The organism is Niallia sp. HCP3S3_B10 (assembly GCF_052064465.1).
Classification (GTDB): Bacteria; Bacillota; Bacilli; order Bacillales; family Cytobacillaceae; genus Niallia; species Niallia hominis.
Genome location: NZ_JBQHVO010000084.1, coordinates 1 through 18,149 on the forward strand (window position 1 = coordinate 1; position 18,149 = coordinate 18,149).

Annotated in this window: 17 protein-coding genes, 1 riboswitch and 1 other annotated feature; of the genes, 13 read left to right on the top strand and 4 right to left on the bottom strand. The window is 35.0% G+C overall.

Features of this window, described 5'->3' with window-relative positions; translation table 11 throughout:
• Positions 1–359 precede the first annotated feature (359 nt).
• The 5 genes from ytkD to asnB all read left to right on the top strand — a co-directional run bounded on the left by ytkD (position 360) and on the right by asnB (position 5,984).
• Positions 360–842, top strand: coding sequence for an RNA deprotection pyrophosphohydrolase (gene ytkD / locus ACTNDN_RS22900; RefSeq protein WP_035416625.1), 483 nt, complete (start codon positions 360–362; stop codon positions 840–842).
• Between the two features lie 31 nt (positions 843–873).
• The gene (locus tag ACTNDN_RS22905) at positions 874–1,665 is read left to right on the top strand and encodes an alpha/beta hydrolase family protein (protein WP_192840954.1); all 792 of its coding nucleotides are present in this window, start codon (positions 874–876) and stop codon (positions 1,663–1,665) included.
• A gap of 55 nt (positions 1,666–1,720) precedes the next feature.
• Positions 1,721–1,963, top strand: coding sequence for a DUF2584 domain-containing protein (locus tag ACTNDN_RS22910; protein WP_031539033.1), 243 nt, complete (start codon positions 1,721–1,723; stop codon positions 1,961–1,963).
• 69 nt (positions 1,964–2,032) lie between these two features.
• A riboswitch (SAM riboswitch) is annotated at positions 2,033–2,190 on the top strand.
• A 317-nt stretch (positions 2,191–2,507) separates the two neighbouring features.
• A complete protein-coding gene (gene metK / locus ACTNDN_RS22915; protein ID WP_349205033.1) occupies positions 2,508–3,707 on the top strand; it encodes a methionine adenosyltransferase in 1,200 nt (399 codons plus the stop codon).
• Between the two features lie 375 nt (positions 3,708–4,082).
• Positions 4,083–5,984, top strand: coding sequence for an asparagine synthase (glutamine-hydrolyzing) (gene asnB / locus ACTNDN_RS22920; RefSeq protein ID WP_349205034.1), 1,902 nt, complete (start codon positions 4,083–4,085; stop codon positions 5,982–5,984).
• Here the strand turns inward: asnB and ACTNDN_RS22925 are convergent.
• Positions 5,974–6,825: a C39 family peptidase gene (locus ACTNDN_RS22925; RefSeq protein ID WP_031540482.1), complete on the bottom strand. Its 852-nt coding sequence runs from the start codon at positions 6,823–6,825 to the stop codon at positions 5,974–5,976. The two genes, asnB and ACTNDN_RS22925, sit on opposite strands and share 11 nt — an antisense overlap.
• Before the next feature lie 407 nt (positions 6,826–7,232).
• Here ACTNDN_RS22925 and ACTNDN_RS22930 point away from each other — a divergent pair, with 407 nt between their 5' ends.
• Together ACTNDN_RS22930 and ACTNDN_RS22935 are read left to right on the top strand one after the other, a co-directional pair.
• A complete protein-coding gene (locus tag ACTNDN_RS22930; protein ID WP_031540483.1) occupies positions 7,233–8,036 on the top strand; it encodes an alpha/beta hydrolase in 804 nt (267 codons plus the stop codon).
• 14 nt (positions 8,037–8,050) lie between these two features.
• A complete protein-coding gene (locus ACTNDN_RS22935; protein ID WP_031540484.1) occupies positions 8,051–9,145 on the top strand; it encodes a tetraprenyl-beta-curcumene synthase family protein in 1,095 nt (364 codons plus the stop codon).
• 119 nt (positions 9,146–9,264) lie between these two features.
• Here ACTNDN_RS22935 and ACTNDN_RS22940 read toward each other — a convergent pair whose 3' ends face one another.
• Positions 9,265–9,837, bottom strand: coding sequence for a tRNA (mnm(5)s(2)U34)-methyltransferase (locus tag ACTNDN_RS22940; RefSeq protein ID WP_235251271.1), 573 nt, complete (start codon positions 9,835–9,837; stop codon positions 9,265–9,267).
• Positions 9,834–10,799, bottom strand: coding sequence for a TIGR01212 family radical SAM protein (locus ACTNDN_RS22945; protein ID WP_235251269.1), 966 nt, complete (start codon positions 10,797–10,799; stop codon positions 9,834–9,836). The genes ACTNDN_RS22940 and ACTNDN_RS22945 overlap by 4 nt, the downstream gene beginning before the upstream one ends.
• A 205-nt stretch (positions 10,800–11,004) precedes the next feature.
• On the opposite strand from ACTNDN_RS22945, the gene ACTNDN_RS22950 reads away from it, so the two are divergent.
• Both ACTNDN_RS22950 and ACTNDN_RS22955 read left to right on the top strand, forming a co-directional pair.
• Positions 11,005–11,268, top strand: coding sequence for a YtzC family protein (locus ACTNDN_RS22950; RefSeq protein ID WP_031540487.1), 264 nt, complete (start codon positions 11,005–11,007; stop codon positions 11,266–11,268).
• 12 nt (positions 11,269–11,280) lie between these two features.
• Positions 11,281–11,445, top strand: a complete 165-nt coding sequence (locus ACTNDN_RS22955) for a hypothetical protein (RefSeq protein ID WP_031540488.1) — start codon at positions 11,281–11,283, stop codon at positions 11,443–11,445.
• Between the two features lie 47 nt (positions 11,446–11,492).
• On the opposite strand, the gene ACTNDN_RS22960 is transcribed toward ACTNDN_RS22955, so the two are convergent.
• On the bottom strand, positions 11,493–12,698 hold the full coding sequence (locus tag ACTNDN_RS22960) for an MDR family MFS transporter (RefSeq protein WP_031540489.1): 1,206 nt from the start codon (positions 12,696–12,698) through the stop codon (positions 11,493–11,495).
• 271 nt (positions 12,699–12,969) lie between these two features.
• Here ACTNDN_RS22960 and ACTNDN_RS22965 point away from each other — a divergent pair, with 271 nt between their 5' ends.
• The 4 genes from ACTNDN_RS22965 (at position 12,970) to ACTNDN_RS22980 (ending at position 18,009) form a co-directional block, all read left to right on the top strand.
• Positions 12,970–13,536 carry a histidine phosphatase family protein gene (locus ACTNDN_RS22965; protein WP_349205035.1) on the top strand — a complete coding sequence of 189 codons (567 nt, stop codon included), beginning with the start codon at positions 12,970–12,972 and terminating at the stop codon, positions 13,534–13,536.
• A gap of 34 nt (positions 13,537–13,570) precedes the next feature.
• Positions 13,571–14,737, top strand: a complete 1,167-nt coding sequence (locus ACTNDN_RS22970) for an amidase (protein ID WP_349205036.1) — start codon at positions 13,571–13,573, stop codon at positions 14,735–14,737.
• 127 nt (positions 14,738–14,864) lie between these two features.
• Positions 14,865–15,091 (top strand) — a binding site (T-box leader).
• Between the two features lie 53 nt (positions 15,092–15,144).
• On the top strand, positions 15,145–17,565 hold the full coding sequence (gene leuS / locus ACTNDN_RS22975; RefSeq protein ID WP_349205037.1) for a leucine--tRNA ligase: 2,421 nt from the start codon (positions 15,145–15,147) through the stop codon (positions 17,563–17,565).
• A 138-nt stretch (positions 17,566–17,703) separates the two neighbouring features.
• Positions 17,704–18,009: a rhodanese-like domain-containing protein gene (locus ACTNDN_RS22980; protein ID WP_349205038.1), complete on the top strand. Its 306-nt coding sequence runs from the start codon at positions 17,704–17,706 to the stop codon at positions 18,007–18,009.
• Positions 18,010–18,149 lie beyond the last annotated feature (140 nt).

Below are 18,149 nucleotides of genomic sequence, written 5' to 3' on the forward strand. Positions count from 1 at the left end.
AATTACTTAAAAATCAACTATCACAATGGATTGCAGGTCTGCCTAGTTATATCAGAGCTTACCTGCCTAATTTGGTATGCGAAAGTTGAGTGATAACATGATATTTTTGCTAGCTATAATGTGAACATTATGTTAAGAAAGATGAGTGTTTCTTGATCGTATTGTATTCATCTTATTTCAATAGATGGTTGGAATTACTATCTATAAAAAATAATACCCTTTTTATCGATAAAAAACTCCAGTTTTATAGATAGTATTTGCTATGATAATAATATATATCATAAAATCAGGTTAAAAGGCATGTATTTGCTTTAGTATGCAAGCTACTTATATTAATAATACATAATAATGGAGAAGGTATGGAGATATTTTATGATCAAAATAAAAATTTAGTGAAACTTTCTTTTAAAAAAAATGAATGGATGCAAGAAGCAATGCATGTATTAGTCATTTGTCAGTATAAAAATCAATGGTTGTTAACGGCCCATAAAAAGAGGGGATTAGAATTTCCAGGCGGCAAAAGAGAAAAAAATGAAACAATTATTCAAACAGCTCATAGAGAGGTTATGGAAGAAACAGGTGGGATTATTGATAGGCTTCAATGGATCGCATCCTATCAGGTATTCGGAGAAGAACCATTTGTGAAGGATGTATTTTTTGCAAGAATTAGTCAATTAGTTCCAAAAGATGATTATCAGGAGACAGCTGGTCCAGTTTTAATTAAAGGCGATTTAATGGAAATACGTTGGAATGATTCATTTAGCTTTATTATGAAGGATGATGTCATCAAATATTGTATTTCTTCCATTCAGAACGAATTATTAAGCGAAAGGAAAGGGTAATATAGGAGAAAAAAGTAAAGGAGCAATTGACATGAACAATGGTGATATAATAGAAAAAATTCGATTTCCATCTCCTAATCCTTCTATTGATCTTTTTTTAGTTACTTATTATGTTGATGGCTTAAAAGTAAAGGGAATGCTTGCTTCTCCAAATGACGGGGAAATTTATGATGGTTTTCTTTATTTGAGAGGAGGCATCAAAAATGTAGGGAAGGTCCGTCCCGGGAGAGTTATCCAATTTGCATCTGAGGGTTTTGTTGTGTTCGCACCTTTTTATCGTGGTAATCAAGGTGGGGATGGAAATGAAGACTTTGCGGGCGAAGACAAAAATGATGCCATCGCTGCATTTGCACTATTAAAGAATTTATCGAATGTAAATAATGTACATGTATTTGGTTTTTCAAGAGGCGGAGTGATGGCTTTATTTGTGGGCATAAATTGTCCTGTTCAATCAATTGTTACATGGGGTGGTGTCAGCGATATGTTCCTCACCTATGAAGAACGAAAGGATTTACGTAGGATGATGAAAAGAGTAATTGGAGGAACGCCTTCAAAATATCCAGACAGATATGATGCAAGAACTCCACTTTATCAATTAGAAAAAATAAATGCACCTACGCTAATCATTCATGGGAAATTGGATACTAATGTATCGGTTGAACATAGCCTAAGGTTGGAAGCAAAATTAAAACAGTTAGGTAAGGAAGTGGGCACATGGTATTTTCCTGAATTTACGCATTACTTTCCTCCTGCTACGAATCGTAAAGTTGTCACATCTCTATCTAGCTGGATGAAAAAACAAGTGGGGAAAATGGTAAAATAAAAGAAATACTCTATTAATAATGGATAAAAATAGAAAAAGAGAAGGGGAATGGAAAATGGGTATGCCCTTAGAATTAAATACAATGATTGTAACAAAAGGGAAAGAAATAAGACTAGAAGAAAATCTTTTTCTATTAGAAAAAGAAGATTACCGTTTATATCCAATGAATATTCCGCTAGAGGTTAGAAAAACAAAAATAGCTGAGATATCTGGAATGGCGACAATTGAAAAATTAGCATGGGAAAATGGAAAGACGTCCATTACTTATAAGCTTATTGCATTGAATTCAACAAATTAATTCAATCTAGTGAAAAATGATTGACATGCGTTGTTAGATTGAGCTATCATTTTACTTTGAACGGATACTCTCTTATCCTGAGCTGGTGGAGGGACTGGCCCGATGAAACCCAGCAACCTACTATGTGAAGAAAATTACTGAATTATTTCATTTTTATGAAATGAATCAGACATTCTCTTAGGAAAGGTGCTAACCTGAAGCAAGGAATATTCCTTGAACGATAAGAGTGAAAGGTGCGAATTGATTTTACTAGGAGCCTTTTCACTATTGAAAAGGTTTTTTGTGTAAAATGAATTAATTATCTTTTATAAAAATGTATATTTTTAGGTGTGTGTTTTTATTAGAAACAAAATACTTCGTTATATATATTATGTTTACAGACATTTTACTAGTGTTACATATAATAGAGCACGGAATTGACTTCGGATAAAAACGCCATTTTTACTTCATACTATCTAGGGAATGAGTACCGTATCAAGATAAGGTTAAGGAGTGCAGGAATTAGGCCTCGCTCTACTTTTTTCTAAAATAAGGAGGAAATCAGATGTCAACAAAACGTCGCTTGTTTACTTCTGAATCGGTAACTGAAGGTCACCCAGATAAAATTTGTGATCAAATTTCAGATGCTATTTTGGACGCTATATTAGCTAAAGATGCTAATGCAAGAGTTGCTGCTGAAACATCTGTAACAACAGGGTTAGTTCTTGTTGCAGGTGAAATAACGACTTCTACATATGTGGATATCCCGAAAATTGTCCGTGAAACAATCAAAGAAATAGGCTATACACGCGCGAAATATGGATTTGATGCAGAAACAAGTGCAGTCTTAACTTCTATTGACGAGCAATCCGCTGATATTGCATTAGGAGTAGACCAAGCTCTAGAAGCTCGTGAAGGTATGATGACGGATGAGGAAATAGAAGCAATTGGTGCTGGAGACCAAGGATTAATGTTCGGATTTGCATGTAATGAAACAAAGGAATTAATGCCATTACCGATTTCATTGGCACATAAACTATCAAGAAGACTAGCAGAGGTAAGAAAAGAAGAAATCTTACCATACTTACGTCCGGATGGTAAAACACAAGTAACAGTCGAATACGATGAAAATAATCAGCCTGTTCGTATTGATACAATCGTAATAAGCACACAGCATCACCCAGAGATAACATTAGAACAAATTCAACGTAATATTAAAGAATATGTAATCAAGCCTGTTGTACCAGCTGAATTAATAGATGAAAATACAAAGTATTTCATCAATCCAACAGGACGCTTTGTTATTGGCGGACCACAAGGAGATGCTGGATTAACTGGTCGTAAAATCATTGTTGATACATATGGTGGATATGCTCGCCATGGCGGTGGAGCATTTTCTGGGAAAGATCCAACAAAAGTGGATCGCTCAGCGGCATATGCAGCACGTTATGTGGCAAAAAATATTGTCGCAGCAGGATTAGCTGATAAAGTAGAAGTACAATTAGCTTATGCAATTGGTGTAGCACAACCAGTATCTATTTCTGTTGATACGTTTGGAACTGGAATTGTTGCAGAAGATAAACTTGTAGAGGCAGTTCGCGAAAACTTCGATCTTCGTCCAGCAGGAATTATCAAGATGCTAGATCTTCGTAAACCAATATATAGACAAACAGCTGCTTATGGTCATTTTGGTCGCACTGATATTGATTTACCTTGGGAACGTACAGATAGAGCAGAGTTAATAAAAACTGCTGTCGAAGCTTAAATGCTTCTAATAAATTAAATGTATAAGGAAAGAAGTTGCATGAAAGTGTAACTTCTTTCCTTATTTTTCGTCTAAATACTTGATGTCGAACTCCGTTATTCATTGGCAAAGGAAAATCCGTAATCAGTACGATATTAATTTTTCCATCTCTAAGAAAAATACAGAGATGAAATGTTAATAGCCAATTAAAAATTTACACTATTTATGCTACAATAGAATACTAAGTGATGGTTTTATGAATCTTATTACCTATTAACATAATTTCTATTTAGGGGTATAGTAAAATTTTAATTATGGTTTATTGTAAGAACAATGAAAAATGGTTATGAATGTCCTAATATATGTAGGAAAAGAAATGGAGAAGGTGAGAGCAATATGTGTGGTTTTGTTGGCTGTGTACATGAAAAAGCACAAAACTTTCAAGAAGAACAAAAAGAATTATTTACAGGAATGAATCGTGTTATAACACATAGAGGTCCTGATGATGAAGGATATTTTTATGATAGCCACATTCAATTTGGTTTTCGCCGATTAAGTATTATAGACATTGAAAGTGGGCATCAGCCTTTAACATATGAAAATGAACGCTATTGGATAATCTTTAATGGGGAAGTTTATAACTATCTAGAAATTAGAGAAGAGCTAGTAAAAGCAGGTTTAACTTTCCAAACAAATTCAGATACAGAAGTAATTATCGCTTTATATAGCCATGAAAAGGAAAAAGCGGTAGAAAAGCTTCGTGGTATGTTCTCATTCATTATATGGGATAAGCAAGAAGAGACATTATATGGAGCGCGTGATCCGTTTGGAATTAAACCTTTCTTCTATTTAGAAGATGGTGAAAAAACATACTTTGCTTCTGAGAAGAAAAGTATTTCATTAGCATTAGAAAGTGATGTTATCAATTACACTTCCTTGCAACATTACTTAACTTATCAATTTGTCCCTGAACCTTATACGATGTCAGAGGGAATTAAAAAGCTAGAACCAGGTCATTATTTCACAAAAAAAATTGGCGAACCAATGGAAATTAAACGATATTGGAGAGCATCCTTTAAACCAGTTGTCAAACAAGAGGACGAGTTTACAAAGGAAATTAAAGATGTACTGTTCGATAGTGTTAAAATGCATATGAGAAGCGACGTTCCTGTTGGATCCTTCCTGTCAGGTGGAATTGATTCATCTATTATTGCAAGTATTGCAAAAGAATTCCATCCTAGCATTAAAACTTTCTCCGTTGGCTTTGAGCATAACGGCTTTAGTGAAATAGATGTAGCAAAAGAAACAGCTGATAAATTAGGACTAGAAAATATTAGCTATATTATTTCTCCACAGGAATATATGAACGAGATTCCGAGAATTATGTGGCATATGGATGACCCTTTAGCAGATCCAGCTTGTGTGCCTTTATACTTTGTAGCACGTGAAGCAAGAAAGCATGTAACGGTTGTCCTTTCTGGGGAAGGCGCAGATGAATTATTTGGCGGATATAATATTTATCGCGAACCACAATCTTTAGAAGTGTTTAATAAAATTCCGAACGTTGGAAAAAAATTGTTGCGGGCTGTGGCAAATATTCTTCCAGAAGGCATGAAAGGAAAGAGCTTTATTGAGCGTGGAGTCACTCCAATGGAAGAAAGATATATTGGCAACGCGAAAATGTTTTCTGAGTTAGAAAAAGAAAAATTACTTTCTGTCTATAATACAGGTTTGCACTATAGAGATATTACTAAGCCGTTGTATGAAGAAAGCCTTGGTTATGATCCTGTAGATCGTATGCAATTCATTGACATTCATACTTGGATGCGAGGAGATATTTTACTAAAAGCAGATAAAATGACGATGGCTCATTCGTTAGAATTACGTGTGCCGTTCTTAGATAAAGAGGTCTTTAAAGTCGCTTCGAAAATCCCGACATCATTAAAAACAGCGGATGGTACAACAAAATATATTTTACGCAAAGCAGCAGAATCATTTGTACCAGAACATGTGTTAAATCGCAAAAAGCTCGGCTTCCCTGTTCCAATTCGTCATTGGCTAAAGGATGAAATGAATGAATGGGCGAAAAATATTATTAAAGAGAGCGATACAGATCACTTATTAAATAAATCGGTTGTGCTCCAATTATTGGAAGACCATTGTCAAGGAAAAGCAGATAATAGCCGTAAAATATGGACAGTGCTAATGTTCATGGTATGGCATAGCATTTATATCGAAAAAAAATATTCCTTTGAAAAGGAATATTTAAAAGAGGGAAAGGTAGCAATTAAGAACTAATCGTAATTGCTTGACTACCCATTTGCACCCAGGATTCTTCAAAATCCGTTATGGGTGCTTTTTTATTTTTTTCGCCAGTAAGGGGATCATTAAAATAAATATACTCTTCATCATAGCCTGTAATTAATACAGAATGCTCAGAATAGGTAATCTCTATTGTGCCACTTGGTGTATGCCATGTACGGAATGCACTATCTGGTAATTTCTTAAAAGTTGAATTCGTAATTACCCATACTGGATGATTACTGGACAGATGTGTTTTAATTTCTTCAAAATCAGATCCAGTAAAGTCAACAATGGAACCAGGTAAATATTGCTCAGCTAGTGCAGCTATTGGTTTATGATATACGCCTAACCCAGGACCACTTAAGGAGTACATATCTCCAATAAATCCGTCATTAGGATTTCCGTAATAGATTGTGCCATTTTCTCTAACATATGGTGTACTATCTTTTTTAATTTCCTCTGCTAATGTCAGTTTATCAACATCGACATCAGCATATTGAAGCAGCATTGCAAGACTTGTTACTTCACAGCCTCTTGGGAGCTCTGGTAACTGATTAAGAATAGGAGCATCCAATAAAACGGATTCCTTCAATAAATCAGTTTCCTCTTTTACTGATAAAAGAGCTTTACGTGTGTTCTGTGTAGCAACTTCTTTTGCATAGACTATTTGGGGGAAGTCATTTCTATTAATAAGCAAAAAACTAACAGCTACCATGGCGAATATCGTAAATAAATAGATGCTTTTAGCTATTGTGTTTAATTTTTTTCTTACCAATAAATATAATAAGAAAAACAATGTAATTAATGATAGGACTATCATTGTATTTGAATTCATTTTATATTCTCACCTAATTACTATCTTTATTTATTTTTATCGGTTTAAAATAAGAATACCTTTAGGAAAATAGAGTAATATTTATAACGCAATAATGCTTAGTTGAATGCTTCTTTAAACGATATTCATTCATGATTTCCTTCCCTAATATTCGACAAATTAAACCACCTTCTAGTATACCATAATTTTTGAGCATGGACGTGTGATGGTTAATATCGTTACATTTTCAATATATTTGCTATAATTAAAGAAACTTTGGAAAATAATAATAAAACTATACTTCGCTTAAAGGGTTTCATTCTTTAATGGTTAATGTATAAAACAAATCTTTATTTTTCCTTAATAACTATGTTTTGTTTGAAAATATGTAAAATAATATAGATTTTGGATGGGATGGAGGAACTGTTATGTGGAAATGGGAAGCTGAGGGAAACGCAAAGGCTGTCATTGTTATTGTTCATGGAGCAATGGAGCACCATGGAAGATATGGATGGCTTATTGAAATGTTTCGGTTAGCCGGTTTTCATGTTGTAATGGGAGATCTTCCTGGACAGGGAATGACAACAAGATCTGATAGAGGGCATATAGACTCTTTTGATGAATATACAATAGAAATTAAAGATTGGATTCAAGCAGCATATCAATTTGATTTGCCTGTTTTTTTATTGGGGCACAGTATGGGTGGCCTTGCATCCATTAGATTGCTTCAACAAGATAAATTAAAAATTGCGGGGATGATTTTATCCTCCCCTTGTTTAGGATTAGTAAAATATCCAAATAAATTAATAAGTTTAATGTCCCTTGTCTTAAATAAAGTGGCTCCCAAACTTAGAATTAATTCTGGATTAACGATTGATATGGCAACTCGCAATGCAGAGGTTAGAGAAATTGACTCCAATGATACATTATACATCACAAAAGTTTCTGTAAGATGGTATCGAGAATTAATTGACGCAACAAAACGAGCTTTTGAAGATATAGCGAAAACACAAGACTTGCCCCTACTAGTTATGCAAGGAGGCGGTGATCTTGTTGTAGATAAAAAAATGGTAAAATCCTGGTTCAATATGGTACCATTATCAGAAAAGCGATATAAGGAATGGCCAGATTATTATCATGAAATATTTAATGAACCAGAAAGAGAAGAAGTGTTTGAATACACGAAGGATTTTATCAATAGTCAATTGAAAGCAATTGGTTATATCGTATAAGCGAGGTATTTAATATGTCAGTTCCAAAGATGCCATTAACATTAATGTCGAAGGTTTACTTGAAGGTTTTTCCAGTTGTTCATCAGGAATTAAATTATTGGACACAAAGAGCAAGGAATATTCCCAATTTAGAATTAAGGAAGCAAGCATTAGCAAGTATTGAGCATAAAACCTTTCATTGTGAAGGTGGTTCCATTATGGCGCTTATAGCCATGAGTAAATACAAAGAAGTAATTAAATTTATTGTTGCTTATCAAACCATAAGTGATTATTTAGATAATCTCTGTGATCGAAGCACTTCACTAGATCCGAATGATTTTTCAGCTTTGCATGAATCGATGGAGCATGCCTTAACAGTAGGTGCTGAGCCGAGTAACTATTATCGTTATCGAGAAGACCAAGATGATGGAGGCTATTTATATGATCTTGCTAAAACTTGTAGGGATACACTGAGTGAGCTACAGAATTATGCGAGTATAAGAGAACAGCTTCTTGAGTTATGCCGCTATTACTGTGATTTACAAATACATAAACATGTAAATATGGAAGAGCGAATTCCAAGATTAAAGTTTTGGTTTGAGAAAAATAAAAATCATGTGCCAAAAATGGAGTGGTATGAATTTTCTGCTTGCTCCGGATCTACTCTAGGGATATTTTGCTTAGTTTCTTATGCGTTTCGTGATGACTTTGATGATTCCTATGCCGCTTTAATTAGAGACGGGTATTTTCCATACATTCAAGGTCTTCATATACTGTTAGATTATTTTATTGATCAAGAGGAAGATAAAATAGGTGGAGATTTAAATTTCTGCTTTTATTATAAAAATGAGGAAGAGTTATTCAATCGGTTAAAACATTTTGTAACAGAGGCAGACCGTCATACTAATAAATTGCCACATCAGAAATTTCATAAATTGATTAATAGGGGATTATTAGGTGTTTATTTATCAGATGAGAAGGTTTATAAACAGCAAAATATCCGAAAACTTGCGAAAAACATGATAAAAACCTCAGGTCCAATTGGTTATTTTTTCTATTTAAATGGAAGAGCCTATAGAAAATTTCAAAAAGTAGTTCCAGCCATAGCATTAAGAGCATTTAGTAAATAAATGTAATTAGAAAAAGTTAGACAAACTTCTTGAAAAAGGGTAGTTTTGTCTAACTTTTTTAATATATAATCCAATAAGGGAAAGGTTAACACCCCAGCCCTAATTAGATAAATTTGACATTATCTTTTTTCAATAGCAATAATGAAAGGAGGATTATTAATTCCATTAATAAACTGGTAGCGAAGTACATGGGCTTCCTGTTGATTTATATTTTCGACAAAGGCAATTAACTTGTCTCGTTCAATAGCACCTTCGGGATGGCCATGATATATAACTAATACAATAATACCTTCTTTAGACAGGATTTGTAGTAATTGTTCGATTGCTGCAATAGTAGTGTCAGCCTTTGTTACAATCGATTTATCCCCTCCAGGCAAGTAGCCTAGATTAAAAATAGCACCAGTGACTTTACCATGGTACATAGTAGGAACAACTTCCATTATATGCTCATGTCCGCACAAATGAAGAGAAGCAGTTGCTTCCAATTTTTGACTGGTTAGCTTGTCCTTTGTCGCAAGTAAAGCATCTTTTTGAATATCAAAGCTATAAACTTTCCCTTTTTCGCCAACAAGTTTTGCGAGGAAGACCGTATCATGCCCATTACCCATTGTAGCATCGATAGCGATGGCGCCTTTTGAAACAGCTTTTTCTAATAATTGATGTGCAAAAGGAATAACTCTTTCAAGCTTCATTGTGTCACCTTCTTATTTGCCTGATAAAATTTTCCTTGCCAACTATTTCTGTTTTTTAATTCTGCATCAATTTTATTTAAAACTTCCCATTTATTTACACTCCACATCGGTCCAACCATCAACTCAATTGGTCCGTCACCGGTAATTCGATGAATAATCATCTCTGGTGGTAATATTTCTAATTGATCACAAACCAGTGATATATATTGATCAAATGTTAAAAATTCAAGCATGCCTTTTTCGTATTGCTTTACCATTGGCGTTCCTTTAAGCAGATGAAGCAAGTGGATTTTTATTCCTTGTACATCAAGTTCACTAACACTTTTGGCAGTTTCCATCATCATTTCATTTGTTTCCATTGGGAGTCCATTAATAATATGGGAACAGATACGAATATTATGCTTTCTTAGTTTATTAACTCCTTCAACATAGGTCTGGAAATCATGTGCGCGATTAATAAGTGTTGCTGTTTTTTCATGAACAGTTTGTAAGCCTAGTTCTACCCATAAATAAGTACGTTCGTTAAGCTCTGCAAGATACTCAACAACATCATCAGGCAAGCAATCGGGACGAGTTGCAATAGAAAGTCCAACAACGTTTTCTTGCTTTAAAACGACTTCGTATTTTTCTCGGAGTACGTCCACTGGTGCATGTGTATTCGTATAAGCTTGGAAGTAGGCCATGTATTTTCCGTCTTTCCATTTCGTATGCATCTTATTTTTTATATCATGAAATTGTTTCTCGAGACTGTCGACACGATTACCGGCAAAATCCCCAGAACCAGCAGCACTGCAAAAAGTACAACCTCCGTGTGCTACTGTTCCATCTCGATTTGGGCAATCAAAGCCACCGTCTAATGCAATTTTGAAAACTTTGTGTCCAAACTCGTTACGAAGATGATAATTCCAAGTATGGTATCTTTTATTATCTGACGCGTATGGGAATGGGTTATTCTGATTCATATCAGTAACCTCCTAAGCAATTTAAATTTATTTATTTCTATTTCCATATTTTCCACCTATGAATTTTAACATGTCTTTAGTCTTAATCCAACAGAATTTCATCATCAGTTAAGAAAAGGAAGTAATAGGATGTGCTTAATAAACAGATACTATGGACGGAAGCAAAGCTGCTTCTAAATGTATTGATTGTTGGGAGGGTTATCTTTTGGCTACTCGTCAGTCCATGAATGAATTATTAGAACGATGCAATCAAGTAATCAATTACGCAGAACAACAATATGAAACAGCAAGTCGTCAAGAGCATTATAATTCAAATGAATATTCAGATGCACAAATGCAGTTAGAAGAAATTTATAATGATTTGCATACGATGGACCATAGTGCTAATCAACAGCAACGAGAAGAGCTTCATCGCATGAGATTACTTGTGGAACAAATGCAAAATCAATTGACATTAGGATTGCATTAAGGAGGCATCATTATGGATAAACGTTCAAAGAAAAATAACCCGGAACAAAAAACGCGCAATGGGATAAATAATCAGGATCTAGAGTTGGGGAAAGATGTGGATTTAGTTAAAGCAGCAAAAAAGAAATATGAACAATCTGGTGGACAACCAGCTAAATCGAAAACAAGACAAGAATAGCTATGAAAAATGTCCCAACTGCATGAAACAGTTGGGACATTTACATATTAATTCGTCTTAGGAGTTAATTTAGCAGATTCCTTTGTTGGATAATCATAGAAAAAGGCAGTAATGAAGCTAATAACCAATAAGACCACTAAAACAGGTACAAGTACTGTCATTCCACTACTATCTACAAGCATTCCTCCAAGAAGCGGCCCAATCATTCTTCCCCCTGTAGCAGTACTATTTACAATCCCTTGGAAAAAGCCTTCTTTTCCTTTAGGAGCTAGCTTGTCAGCGATGGTTGGGACAGCTGGCCAAATTAGCATTTCTCCAATGGTCAAAATAATCATTGCCGCAAGAAAACCACTAAAGATTTCTGCTTTACCAACAATTAGGAAGGAAATGATAAAAATGGAAATCCCCATAAGCATTTGTTTCTTTATGGATGTGCATACTTTTTTAGTGAAAAAAGAAATAAGTGGTTGACCAAAAACAATAAGTCCTCCGTTTACAGCCCATAATAAACTATATTGTGTTAATGGAATACCAAGTTCCTGTGTATGGGTAGATATTGTTGCTTGCCATTGGACATAGCAGATCCAGCATAATAAATAACCAAATCCTAAAATTCCAAGAGAATACATAGCAGGGCTTCCCTTTAATATATGCTTTCCTTTTCTTCTAGAATTTTTCTTATTTAAAGAAGGAAGGATATCATTTTTTACTTGAATGTTTTTATAGCTGAAAAAGGCAATAAGGAAAAATACTCCATACATTAGCGTGTTAGATAAAAAGATAAATTGAAATGAATAAGAGGCAATGAATCCGCCAATCGCTGACCCAAGTGCAACACCAACATTTTGAGCAACATAAATACTATTGAAGGCTTTTCTTCCTCCTGCTGGCCAGACATTTCCTGCCATTGCATACATGCTAGGATAGATAATTCCTGATCCAAACCCAGATAAGGTAAAGAAAGTACAGTATGCACCCCAATTATGAAAAAGAGTTAGACCTAATAAAGAGGATGCAGTTAAAGATATTCCCAATAAGATAGAAAGATATCCACCTAATTTATCATAAAGAATGCCTCCGATTAAATTACCAATAACACTTGCTCCAGAATTAAGCATTAGGATAAATCCTGCAACCGTTAGTGTTTTTCCTAAATGCTCATGAATGTAAATACTATTTAAAGGCCAGAGTAAAGAAGAGCCTGTAACGTTTACAGCCATTCCAATAACTAATAGCCAAAGAGAACGAGGCATATTAATGCTCCTTTGCAAACTAAATTTCTAAATACCAGAAATAAGTGTAGTTCCTTTTAGAGAAACCTGCAATAAAATAATATCGATTTTTCCAAAGGCGGAATTTTCAGATAGAATAAGATGTAATAGGAGGGATTCTTTAGTAAAAAAGGGGAATTTTTTATAATAGGAAATCTTATTAACAATTAATTTGTTTGAAAAATTAATAATTTTCTAATAAAGTAGAAATATCGCTAAAACATAACGTTAGTACATGGAAAGGATCAAATAAATGACAAAGATATGTTTAATAAGGCATGGAGAAACAGATTGGAATGTAAGGGGAAAAATTCAAGGGAAGACAGATATTCCTTTGAATGAAAATGGAATAATGCAGGCAAAACAATGCCGAGATTATTTAGATGGTTCTGACTGGGACGTCATTGTCACAAGTCCACTGAAAAGGGCAAAGCATACAGCGATGATCATCAATGAAGCATTAAAGCTAAAGATGGTAGAAATGAATGAATTTATGGAGCGTAGCTTTGGAGATGCAGAAGGGAAGACAAGGGAAGAAAGAGCCATTTTGTATCCAAATCATCAGTATCCAAACCAGGAATCGAGAGAGGATTTAATAACAAGAATTATGAGTGGTTTGGAAAAAATACTTTCTCAGTTCCCGGAGCAAAAAGTTTTATTAGTGGCGCATGGTGCTGTTATACATACATTATTAACTGTTGTCTCCGAAGATCAGCTAATGATTGAAAATTACTTATCGAATGCATGTATGAGCAATATTCATTATAAAGAGAAGAAATGGGAGGTAAAAGACTATAACCTAGTCAATCATTTAATGTAAAGAAAGATAGAAAGATGGGGAGGGGTTTATAAAGATGTGTGATTATGGTGCATATATAGATGAAAATATTTCAGTTGGAGCTACAAAAAAAGGAAGCTTGGATGGATTAACATTTGCCGTGAAAGATGTATTTGCCATTAAAGATTATGCCTCTTCTGCTGGAAATCCGGATTGGCTCCAAAGTCATGAGCCCGCAAAAAAAACAGCACCTGCAATTGTTGATTTACTGGATAATGGTGCTACATTAAAGGGAACGACGATTACGGATGAATTAATGTATAGCTTAAACGGAGAAAACTATCATTACGGAACTCCTATTAATCCTAAGGACGCCAATCGTATTCCTGGAGGCTCTTCTTGTGGCTCCGCAGTGACAGTTGCTGCAGATTTAACTGATTTCTCGTTAGGTACAGATACAGGAGGATCAGTAAGGATACCTTCTTCCTATTGCGGAATATATGGATTCCGTCCTACCCATGGTGCAGTTACTATAGATGGTGTCATTCCCCTTGCGAAAAGTTTTGATACGGTTGGATGGATGGCACAGAATGCAAAAATCTTATATGAAGTAGGAAAAGTGCTTTTACCGAAACAAAAGGATGATTCCTTTACACGGTTTATGATAGGAAGTGATGCATGGGCATTAGCTGACAAGGAAGTACAGGATACCTTTAGACCATTTTTGAAAAAATTAGAGGCTACTGTACCAAGCTATTCCAGTACTATTATTGCAGAAGAGGGGTTAAAGGAATGGGCGGAGATTTTTAGACAAATCCAAGGAAGAGAGATTTGGCATGAACATGGAGTTTGGATTCAAAAGGTAAATCCTACTTTTGGTCCAGGAATAGCAGAAAGATTTCAATGGACAAGTACTTTAAAAGAAGAGGATTTATCACATTATAATAAAAAACGACGTATAATTAAGGAAAGAATGGAAAAACTGCTTGAAGATGACGGAATTTTAATTATTCCTACTGCTCCTGGGAAAGCGCCACTTTTGAATCTTCCAGTGGAAGAGTTAGAAGTAAAAAGAAGTCAAACTTTTCAGCTATGTTGCATTGCTGGACTAACGGGTTTTCCGCAAGTGAATGTACCATTAGCAACTCTAGAAGGAGCGCCAATTGGACTTTCCTTTATTGCTGGTCGAAATCAGGATCGAAAGTTGCTTCAATTAGTTGCTGAATTGGAAGGAAAATGGTGAAATAAGGAACATAGGACAGGTTGAGACGTATAATGAAAGAAATAAGCAAGTGATTGCTTGATATCTGCTTAATCTGAAAACTACTTGCAACATGAATCAAAATACAATACAATAAAGACCATATAAGTGAACAACACGGATAAGGAATAGTAAAGATGCCCTTTTGAAACAAAAGAGAGCTGACGGGTGGTGCAAGTCAGTCAAAAACATCTTGAACTCGCCTTTGAGTTGCAAGTGTGAACTTTTAGTAATGCTTGCCGTACACCTGCGTTAAAGGATAATGAAGCGAGTGATTTATTCACTAATTGTGGGTGGTACCGCGGGAGATTATACATAATGCCTCTCGTCCCTATTTGGGATGAGAGGCTTTTTATTTTGGCTAAAACAACTTTATAGGAGGATTTAAGATGAGCTTTAATCATCAGAAAATAGAACAAAAATGGCAAAAGTTTTGGGAAGAAAACAAAACTTTTAAAACAAGTGAAGAAAAAAGCAAGAAAAAGTTTTATGCATTAGATATGTTCCCATATCCATCTGGAGCAGGACTTCATGTTGGACATCCAGAAGGGTATACAGCAACAGATATTCTATCTCGAATGAAGAGAATGCAGGATTTTAATGTACTTCATCCTATGGGGTGGGATGCATTTGGTTTGCCAGCAGAGCAATATGCATTAGATACTGGAAACCATCCAGCTGAATTTACTCAGAAAAACATTGATACATTTCGTCGCCAAATAAAATCACTTGGATTTTCCTATGATTGGGATCGTGAAATTAATACTACTGATCCAGAATATTATAAATGGACACAATGGATTTTTCTAAAGCTATATGAAATGGGCTTAGCTTATGTTGATGAAGTGGCAGTTAACTGGTGCCCGGCACTAGGCACAGTTCTAGCAAATGAAGAAGTTATTGATGGAAAGAGTGAACGCGGAGGACATCCTGTTGAAAGACGTCCAATGCGCCAATGGGTATTAAGAATAACAGCATATGCAGATCGTCTATTAGAAGATTTAGATGAAGTAGATTGGCCAGAAAGCATTAAAGAAATGCAACGTAATTGGATTGGCCGTTCAGAAGGAGCAGAAGTTACCTTCCAAATTGACAATCATGAGGAAAACTTTACTGTATTTACAACAAGACCTGATACATTATTTGGTGCTACTTATGCTGTACTTGCTCCAGAGCATGCCCTTGTAGAAAAAATTACAACTTCAGAACAAAAAGCGGCGGTAGAAGCATACTTAGAAAAAATTAAAAGTAAGAGTGATTTAGAAAGAACAGATTTAGCAAAAGAGAAAACAGGTGTATTTACCGGAGCTTATGCCATTAATCCGGCAAACGGCGAAAAAATGCCAATTTGGATTGCTGATTATGTGCTTGTAAGCTATGGTACAGGAAGCATTATGGCTGTTCCTGCTCATGATGAAAGAGATTATGAGTTTGCAAAGACATTTGATTTGCCAATTAAAGAAGTAGTAGCTGGAGGAAATGTAGAAGTAGAAGCCTATACCGGTGATGGCGAGCATGTAAACTCTGATTTCTTAAATGGTTTGAATAAAGAAGATGCGATAACAAAAATGATTAGCTGGTTAGAAGAGAAAAAAATTGGAACGAAGAAAATTACGTACAGACTTCGTGATTGGCTATTTAGTCGTCAACGTTACTGGGGTGAGCCAATTCCAATTATCCATTGGGAAGACGGCACAATGACTGGAGTACCGGAAGAAGAATTACCATTGACACTTCCAGAAACATCTGAAATAAAGCCATCTGGTACAGGGGAATCTCCGTTAGCAAATATAGCAGAATGGGTAAATGTTGTAGATCCTGTAACTGGTAAAAAGGGTAGACGTGAAACAAACACAATGCCACAATGGGCAGGAAGCAGCTGGTATTATTTACGTTATATTGATCCAAAAAATAACAAGCAAATTGCAGATCCTGAAAAAATAAAAGAATGGCTTCCAGTCGATATGTACATTGGTGGAGTAGAACATGCTGTCTTGCATCTTCTATATGCACGCTTCTGGCATAAAGTGCTTTATGATATAGGCGTTGTTCCAACGAAAGAACCATTCCAAAAATTATTCAATCAAGGAATGATTCTAGGTGAAAATAATGAAAAAATGAGTAAGTCAAAAGGAAACGTCGTAAATCCAGATGAAATTGTAGCGAGTCATGGAGCAGATACACTTCGTTTATATGAAATGTTCATGGGACCACTAGATGCCGCTATTGCATGGTCAACAAATGGCCTTGATGGTTCTAGAAGATTCCTTGATCGTATTTGGAGATTGTTAGTTGATGATAATGGGGAGCTTTCTTCAAAAGTTCAAGCTATAGAGGAAATGAAGGGGCTAGATAAAATTTATCATCAAACAGTTAAAAAAGTAACAGAGGATTTTGAAGCACTTCGCTTTAATACAGCTATTTCGCAAATGATGGTATTTATCAATGAATGCTATAAAGCAGATAGTATTCCCCAAAAATATGTAGAAGGATTTGTGAAATTACTTTCACCAATATGTCCGCATATGACCGAAGAACTATGGCAAATTATTACGGGCTCTAACCAATCTATCGCTTATGAAGCATGGCCAGCATATGATGAAGCAAAATTAGTAGACGATGAAGTAGAAATCGTTATTCAGATTAATGGAAAAGTAAAAGCAAAACTAATGGTTCCAGCAGATGCAAATAAAGATGCGTTGGAACAAATCGCGATGGAAGACAGTCAAGTAAAAGAACAAATTGATGGAAAGCAAGTACGTAAAGTAATTGCAGTTCCTGGTAAATTAGTTAATATTGTTGCGAATTAACGAGAAGAGGCTGGTCTATTTGACTAGCCTCCTCTTTACTAATGGGCAGACGAATTGCATATTCTAGTAAATTACTCTATATTACAATGAGATAATATTATACACACAGTATAAAAAGGTGTTAATGGAGGGATTAGAATGGATTTAATAAAAACCATTTCAACGGAAGAATTAGAAGAAAAGCTAAATAACAAAGAAACTCTAGAATTAGTAGATGTTCGTGAAGATGAAGAAGTAGCAGAAGGAATGATTCCTGGCGCTAAACATATTCCGATGAATAGTATCCCAGAAAATCTAGCGTACTTTTCAAAGGATAAAGAATACATCGTTATTTGCCGCTCAGGCAGACGAAGCGAAAACGTATGTTACTATCTACAAGACCAAGGATTCAAAGTAGTAAATATGGAAGGCGGCATGCTAGATTGGCATGGGAAAACAGTTTAAAGTTTGCAGTTAAAATAATTTAAAAAAAGCTCAAAGAAGGAAGGATTCTATGAACTGACCTAGCCAAATGAGACATATATAAAACACCTATCCATATTAAATTTAACACTTTTTCATTAATTTGATATTGGTTCTTTACT